Source organism: Thalassolituus sp. UBA2590, assembly GCF_002339775.1.
GTDB lineage: Bacteria > Pseudomonadota > Gammaproteobacteria > Pseudomonadales > Oceanobacteraceae > Thalassolituus.
This window is the reverse complement of record NZ_DDKU01000012.1, coordinates 1-7,815: the sequence shown is the minus strand read 5'-3', so window position 1 is coordinate 7,815 and position 7,815 is coordinate 1. Positions and strand designations below refer to the sequence as shown.

The window sequence follows — 7,815 nt, the reverse complement described above, 5'->3', positions numbered from 1 at the left end:
GGTGAACAGCATGTACTGACGGCCCATATCGTAGTGGATCACGAGGGAGTTTTTGGTCCTGACGAATACTGCGCCATCAAACAATCCATTGCTATGGCGCTCGAACAATACCCGCTGGCTCACACCACGATTGAAATCGAGCTGACCGAAGAAGCTTGCCGGGATCAACCCGTGCCCAGCCAAACGGATCAGCACTAACAAGAGAACTTCGTATGTCCATACTTTCCACGCTCGGTTTGTTCATCATCACCGCTATTGCGGAAATAGTTGGCTGTTATCTTCCATACCTCTGGCTGAAGAAGTCGGCATCCGCATGGGTTTTGCTGCCGGCAGCGTTCAGCCTAGCGCTGTTTGCCTGGCTACTGTCTCTTCATCCAACCACCGCGGGCCGGGTTTATGCCGCCTATGGCGGCGTCTATGTTTCGACAGCCATGCTGTGGCTATGGGGTGTGGATGGGATTCGCCCGCACCTATGGGATTTTGTTGGCGTGGCCGTCACTCTGGTAGGGATGGGCATTATCATGTTCGCACCGAGATGATTTCGATCCTGTTTACTTTCCCTTTTTTGGAGATTCAGCGTTCAGCAGCAAACTCATTTTTTCCATCAGAATGACTGACGCGTTATTGTTGAACTGCTGTCCTTCCTCAATGTACTCCCAAACGGTAGCATCACTTTTCCAACCTCCTTGCTTTTTAATCAGTTCATAGTCCACGCGTTCCCGAGCCGCCGAGGTAGAGAGGCCGCGACGAAAACTGTGACTGCTCAGTTCGGGGACAAAATCGAACTGACAGGCTTTACCAAGGGTTTTGAGCACATCATTGATTGCCCCAGGATTCAATTGCCTGGCTTGAACCTGATCCCAGCGATTGACCGGCCGAAACAGCGGACCAATCGCTATATCAGCGGTATCCATCCATTGCTTTATTGCTCTGGCTGGACAACAGGTTGGATTCCCTGCAAAAGGCAGGGCTCGCACTAAGCCAGTAGCTTGCTGATCGGTCTTGGAACGGGGCAGCCGAATGATCAAGCCCTCAGGCTCCCACACCAGGTCCGTGACTTGTATTGCGAGCAACTCGCTGCGACGAAACGCCCCGAAGAAGCCCGTTAGCACCAGTGCGATATCCCGATACTTCTTCTTGCTATCTGGTAGTTGCTGGAGATGCTTTACCATCTGTGCGATGTGCTCCAGGCGCAGCGCCTTGGCTTTGCGTTTGGGTTGGCCGTGAGTGCGGCGGATGCCTTCCATCGTTTTGCGCACGAGAGGATCTTTTACTGGATCAGCGACTCCCTGGTAGTAGTGCCATTGGCCGATGGCCGTCAGGTGGAGATCCAGTGTCCGAGGGTTGAGAGATTCAGCTTTGATCAGTAGATAGCGCACGACAGTATCCCTGTCGGTAGGCAGTCGGCCACCCCATTTTTCGAATTGGCGAATGGCCGAGCGATACGCTTTGCGCGTGTTGTCAGAGGTGGCTGCCTGGAGATAGTGACGCAGCGCTTCGGATTCCCGATGGGCAATCTGATATGATCGCTCATTACGTAATGATAAGTCAGTGGTCAATTTGGGTGGTTTGCTGTGCATGAATCGAATTCCTATCGCGGTCGCTCAAAAGGCGGCTATGTACCGGCGTTACAAGTGAAAAAATTATGCCTGATTATCATAACCAACGATAATGGTCATTATCGTTGGTTAGAATTTGAAATTCAATCGTATTTGAAAAACATCAATATAATGTTATTTTACGTGTTACATAATACGTTATTAAATAATCTGAGAGGAATCCACATGGCCCGTGCCGGTGTCACTTACCACGACGTTGCCAAAGCCGCTGAAGCGATCAAAAGTCAGCGCCAAGAACCTACTGTAGACCGGGTGCGTGAACACCTCGGAACCGGCAGCAAAAGCACCATCGCACCACTGCTCAAACGTTGGCGATCAGATAACGGAGAGGCGGCCGATATCGGCGGGCTACCGAACGACTTAATCGAAGTGGTAAAGTCGCTGTATGAGCGGGTACAACAAATGGCCGACCATCGTATCGAGCAGGCCCGTCAGGAATTTGAAGGTTTCAATAACGAGCTTCGTAAAGAGTTGACCGATTCCAAAAACACAATCGCGCAGCTTACTGCTCGACAACAAGATCTTGAAAGCCAGATTGAGCGGCAAAACAAAGAAAAAGGTGAGGAAAAAAAGTTTCTGGAAGGTGCGCGTATCAGCCTGGTTAAAGCCGAGTCCCAACGAGACGAAGCGATTGCGAGGACTACTGAACTGAAGGGAAGCGTTGCTGAACTCAAGCAGGAAAACAAGGATATTCGAGAGCACTTTGAACACTATCAGCAGCGCACAGCGGAAGACCGTCAGCAGGAGCGCGAACAGTTTCGCACTGTTATTCAGGGATTAAAAGATCAGATTCGTGATCTGCAACACCGGCTCACCCAAGCCGAGTCCAAAGCGTCTGAGTTATTTGATGCTAATGCACAGTTACAAAGCAACGCCGGTAAACTTGAACAAGCCAATGCAACGCTAAACAGGGAGCTAAACGGAAAGATAGAAGATATCCAGGGTCTGAAGCGCGAGCTTGAAGACGCCGTGACGAAGTATCGGGATTCCCAGCATAAAAATGAACAAATGGCGGAAAACATGGCAGTGATCACCACCCAAAAAGCAGATGTGAGCAAGGAATTGGCTGTGTCAGCTCAAGTATTGGAGACCACCAAAGCCGAACTAAAAGCCTGCCAGGACAAGATTGCATTTCTGACTGACGAGAACAAGGTAATACTTCAGGAAAAGGCGATGATCCAGGGGCAGTTTAAGCAACTCCAGGGCTCGCTATGATCGTGTTAGAGCCAAACTTGTCAAATTTGTCGGTTCTTCCACAGAACCCCTTGAAGGGTTGGGGGCTTCGTTGTAGCAGGCGGGACTGGGGTTGCCGGGCTTGAGATAAACAAAGCCCGGATACGATCAAAGCTCTCTGGTGACAGACCTCATCGTTACAAACTCTTCCGCTCCGGTTGGATGAATGCCCAGGGTGGCGTCAAACTGAGATTTAGTTGCGCCAGCCTGCATTGCAATCGCGATTCCCTGTATGATTTCACCTGCGTCATCGCCAACCATGTGGGCGCCGAGAATACGGTCTTCAGAACGTTTAACGACAAGCTTCATGAGTGTGCGCTCAGACGAGCCGCTCAGGGTATGCTTAAGTGCCCGGAACTCAGACGTGTAAACGTCGATATCACCAGGATAGCGCTCCCCTGCTTCCTCTTCAGAAACGCCGACAGTACCGATGTTGGGCTGGCAGAATACCGCCGTAGGAATCAGCTCGTAATTCAGAGTGCGTTTACCTTCTCCGAACTGCTGGTCAACAAAGATCATGCCCTGTTCAAGAGCAACCGGAGTGAGAGCGGGTGTGTCGATCACATCTCCTAAGGCGAAGATGCCGGGTACGCTGGTTTCAAATCGCTCATTGGCGACGATGCTGCCGTTCTTGCGAAGCTCAACGCCGGCTTCCTCAAGGCCAAGATTTGACGTCTTTGCCTTGCGGCCGGTTGCCATCATCACCAGATCGCAACGGAGTGTTGAGCCATCAGAGAGGTGACAGATTTTTTCATCGCCATCTTCTTCGATTCTTTCTACATCCGTCTGGGTGCGGATTTTTACGCCGGCCTTGGCGACTTCCTGTGTGACAAAGCCTCTGACCTCGTTGTCAAAGCCCCGAAGTATCTGGTCACCACGATACAGTAACTGAGTATCACAGCCTAGGCCGTTAAAAATACCGGCGAACTCGACGGCGATATAGCCACCCCCAACAACGACAATGCGCTTTGGCAGCGTGTCCATGGCGAAGACGTCGTTTGAATCCATGGCCAGATCGCCGCCCGGAATCTCCGGTTTGAATGGCCAGCCGCCGGTAGCGATCAGAATTCTCTTTGTCTCGAGTATTTTGCCGTTAACTTCGACCTTTCCCGGACCGGCAACCCTACCCCTCCCGCGAATAATTTCAACGCCAGGGCCTTCAAGAATATTTTTATATATCCCGTTTAAGCGATTGATTTCATTATCTTTATTGGATTTTAGTGTCGACCAGTCAAAACCGTTGAAACTGGCATCGACACCGAAGCCGCTCGCGTGCTCAATATGCCCTTTGAATTGACTCGCATAGACAAACAGCTTCTTAGGCACACACCCGACATTGACGCAGGTGCCGCCAAGGAACATATCTTCAATGACCGCGACTTTTGCTCCTGTTGCAGCAGCCATCCGGCTTGCCCGAACGCCTCCAGAACCCGCCCCAATAACCACCAGGTCATATTGTTCAGACATGTTTTGTACCCTTGTTTAAATACCTTGGTTGCTCTTACTTCGAGCGGTTCATTCTGTGTGTTCCTCTCAGTAGTAACTACTGAGAGCGAGACGCCCGAACGGCAGCTGTGTTCTGAAGCATCTACTTAGAAAAGGTTGCACGAATATTTACGCGGCCAGCATCGCCTATCCGATCAATGTTGACCTGTGTCGCTCTGACGCCAAACTGACGTCCGAGTTCTTCCATCCAGGTTATCGCCTCATCAAAAGCTGCACCGTCGACCCAGACACGTAGAGAATCCCCGTCCTGCTCGTATCGGGTCAGTGTCACACCGCTTTTGCGAGCCTGCTGGCTTACGAGGGCAAGAAGTGGCGTGTTCGAAGCCGCTGCACTGGCACCTCGCCCCTGCGCAAACCGCCCCGCATTATCAGCCATGGTATTGTAAAAACTCATTTTGGCATTCAGTGTCGTCGAGAGCTGAGTATTCTGCTGTATGAGGGGCAGCACCAGAATCAGGAATGCCAGGCTAAGAGCAAACAGGATCGCCACGCCTCGAACAATAAGCTGGTCGCGAGGTGTTTGGGTGTGATACCAGTCCTTTGCCTGCTGAATCCGCGGGTCGCTTTCGAATGATGAACGTAATTTGTCGAGTGCTTTCATGCGGCACCTCCCACCTTAACGCGTCCTTTGACAATGTCCTTGTCTGCCTTCGCTGACGAAATTTCAGCCGTTAGCCCGCGTGCCTCGATAGCCGCCTTAAATGCCTGTAGGTCAGACTGCTGCTGTGCATCTATATCGATTAAAAACTCTCCAATCCGCTCAGAGTAACGAATGCTCTGAATGGATATGCTGCCTTTGCTCTGATCCAGGCCTGCCCATGCGGCTGCAACATTACCCATCAAACTATCAAAGCCCGCACTGTCCGTTGCGTCACCATCACTGCGTAATTTTCGTCTGAAGCGCGATTCGTAATTGCTAGTGGACTCTCCCGGGAACCATTGCTTATAAAGTTTCTGACTGCTGTTTGAAACCATATCAATCTGTTCAGCGGTACGGTGGTTGTCGACAATAAGAAAACCACACGCGAATACAGCGAAGATCGCTGCGAAGCTGGCAATGCCTGTCCACCATGGCGCAGGCTTCTTCTCACGTCCGGCGCTGGCTGCCTTACCCTGAAGAAGAGATATCGCGTTCTCTTTGGTTTCTGGCTTGGATGTGCTGACAGAGATGCTGTCAAAGGAATCTGGGTAGCCGCTTGATATGGTGGTCTTGAGCAGATTGCCCTCATCCATAGAGGATGCGCTGATAGTGAGTTCTTCACCCTGGACTTTATCGCTGACGCCCTCAAGTACGGCTGGCAGAGCAGCATCTGGAACCCAGCCTTCGAACACACCCTCGAGACTGACAATCCATCCTGACTTTGAGCGTACGATCTGGCTTCCGGCATATCCTGCGGTTTCAGGATGCAGAGCACTTAAACGCAAATGGTGAATTGCCAGCAATTCGATCAATCGATCGACCAGATCAGATTCCACGACATAGGCTTTATGCTTACCACCCAGGCTACCACCAGGCACGACGGTGTAGTCGCTGACGTCTCTGATCAATACTTCCTCAAGAGCGAAAGGCAGTGCACGATTCAGGTGGCGCCCCTTGACTCCAGGTAATGACACCCAGTGCGTTGCATAGTTGGTCGCAGAAAGCACCAGCGAGACGCTGCTCATCTCCGCCTGCTCTTCCGCCCAGTCTTCAAGGTTACGTGGTGGGTTGCCTGCGGTTTCTGTGATTAGCCAGATACCTTGATCTGCAGCCCACTCAACCCGGTTATTTTTGCTATTCATCGGTCACTCTTACGCGTGCATATCACCAGGCTTCGCGTGCAGCCCGGCGTGAAAAATCTCTTCTGATGGTATCCATCTTACCATCGGCTATATTTCGCCGTATCAAGGCCTCTACAGTACCTATGCGACCGTTAAGATCAATACGTGCGAACATCTCAAAATACTCTGTAGTGACAGAGAAATCAGTTTCAACTAACGGAGTCACCGCATCCTGCCTGCCTGTTCCATCATCAGCTGGCGACTCTGTACGGAGGTTGCTGACCGGAGCGGACCCCAGAAAATCCTGAACACTCCGGTAACCTTCGCCGCCTCGCCCTGCAATGATCTGTTCCGCATCAGTTAACGTCAGGCGACTGTCCAGTGCAGCAAGAACAAAATCAGGCGCTGTATTTACGTTGAGCTGAACCGCTGCAGGCAAACACGTTATATAGGGCTCAAGCTTGGCGTAGACATCCAGATCAACGCCTTCAATAAGCATTAGCTCACTGCTATGGCTACAGGCCTGGTAAGCGGGCCTGTAGCCGGGGTCCATCGACAGGTACTTACTGTCGACGTTGCTTTCCTGATTCAGCCACTTGGTCCAGTCGCTGGCGATGTTTACCTCAAGACCCAGGAGGCTCAGCAGGTTGCGGAAGCGCTGTTCGTAAACAGTGGCATTGCCGCCCGGCAGAAGACTGTTGAGGTTAAACCGCCCTTGCGCATCCTGTATTCGGATGGTGATCACGCCCGGATCAAGCGGAAACGTCCTTTCGATGTTCCACTCTTCGGCTGCGTGGTCAATTTCGCTATCGGCCTCCCAGTCCATAAACAGACCGGTGCGCGTTGCCGACTCTGCACCCAGCGCGTACAGGCGCGCCTGTTGTTGGGTAAAAAGAGTCTGAGAGCGTTCAATATCAATCGCCTGCCGCTCAATCATTGAGGTCGCAAGGATGGCAACAACCGAGAATATAAGGAGCACCATCAGCAGTACCATACCGCCCTGGCCGGATCGCAGAGTAGGATAACTATTCATGACTGACCGGCCACTGTCGCATTATTTCTCCATACCCGGGCGCCGTGTAGAACACCTTGATCGCAGCGATGCGAGCGTCTTCTACCTCTGTGACCGGGGGCCAGTAATCGACGGAGTTGAGTTCTGGAATGTCGGTGGTGGACGGTGTCGCCACAACGGCTTCGAACCGAACGTCTTCGATCAGGTCGTAAACGACTTGAGACAGTGGATCTGACACATCGCCGCGGTCGAGGACTTTCCAGTAATAACGAACCAGACACTCGCCCTCAACGTCAGCATCATCCGGATCCAGGCCCTGCTCGTACGCAATTCTCTCCAGTGCGGGTTCGCAGGGCTCAGAAAAAATGTCTTCGCTCCGATAGGCTATGCGTTGCAGAGTGGCTCTCGGGTCTTCTGTCACCGGATTGTTTCTCCAGCCTGCAATCGTCAACTCTATTGGGTAATCACCCGAACCGACCATGAGTGCTGGGATAGTGTCTCCGTACTCGTCGCGTATTGAGCGATTGATGTATTGGCCCAGATCGCGACCCATTACCTGGTTCAGTCGCTGAAGAGCAGCCAGATCATCGGCCTTCTCAATAGATGCTTTATTTACACCTGACATGTTGCTGAGAAGCTGCACAGCTGCAATGCCGACGGTTGCAGATATGGCGACAGCAACCA

General features: G+C 51.9%; 8 protein-coding genes and 1 pseudogene. 3 read left to right on the top strand and 6 right to left on the bottom strand.

The genetic code is table 11. The annotated features are described in order from the left end of the window. A pseudogene (locus B2067_RS01040) lies at positions 1–198 on the top strand (cation transporter); the annotation flags it as partial. Between the two features lie 14 nt (positions 199–212). Continuing rightward, the gene (locus B2067_RS01035; RefSeq protein ID WP_068435069.1) at positions 213–539 is read left to right on the top strand and encodes a YnfA family protein; all 327 of its coding nucleotides are present in this window, start codon (positions 213–215) and stop codon (positions 537–539) included. A 12-nt stretch (positions 540–551) separates the two neighbouring features. Here the strand turns inward: B2067_RS01035 and B2067_RS01030 are convergent, their stop codons facing one another. Further along, positions 552–1,580 (bottom strand): site-specific integrase, encoded by a 1,029-nt coding sequence (locus tag B2067_RS01030; protein WP_035458165.1) that lies wholly within the window; start codon positions 1,578–1,580, stop codon positions 552–554. Between B2067_RS01030 and B2067_RS01025 the strand changes: the two genes are divergently transcribed. Next, positions 1,575–2,834, top strand: a complete 1,260-nt coding sequence (locus B2067_RS01025) for a DNA-binding protein (RefSeq protein ID WP_245820078.1) — start codon at positions 1,575–1,577, stop codon at positions 2,832–2,834. The genes B2067_RS01030 and B2067_RS01025 overlap by 6 nt on opposite strands. Positions 2,835–2,960: 126 nt before the next feature. On the opposite strand, the gene gorA is transcribed toward B2067_RS01025, so the two are convergent. The 5 genes from gorA to B2067_RS01000 form a co-directional block, all read right to left on the bottom strand. Then, positions 2,961–4,319 (bottom strand): glutathione-disulfide reductase, encoded by a 1,359-nt coding sequence (gene gorA, locus B2067_RS01020; protein ID WP_301387210.1) that lies wholly within the window; start codon positions 4,317–4,319, stop codon positions 2,961–2,963. 121 nt (positions 4,320–4,440) lie between these two features. Continuing rightward, entirely contained in the window at positions 4,441–4,959 is a 519-nt protein-coding gene (locus B2067_RS01015; protein WP_297533560.1) for a type II secretion system protein M, read from the bottom strand. Then, positions 4,956–6,140 (bottom strand): type II secretion system protein GspL, encoded by a 1,185-nt coding sequence (gspL, locus tag B2067_RS01010; protein ID WP_297533558.1) that lies wholly within the window; start codon positions 6,138–6,140, stop codon positions 4,956–4,958. Before gspL ends, B2067_RS01015 begins: the two co-directional genes overlap by 4 nt. A 22-nt stretch (positions 6,141–6,162) precedes the next feature. Beyond that, positions 6,163–7,152, bottom strand: coding sequence for a type II secretion system minor pseudopilin GspK (gspK, locus tag B2067_RS01005; RefSeq protein WP_301387209.1), 990 nt, complete (start codon positions 7,150–7,152; stop codon positions 6,163–6,165). After that, positions 7,145–7,815: type II secretion system protein GspJ (locus B2067_RS01000; RefSeq protein WP_301387208.1), on the bottom strand; the 671-nt coding region annotated here is incomplete at its 5' end. The genes B2067_RS01000 and gspK, both read right to left, overlap by 8 nt.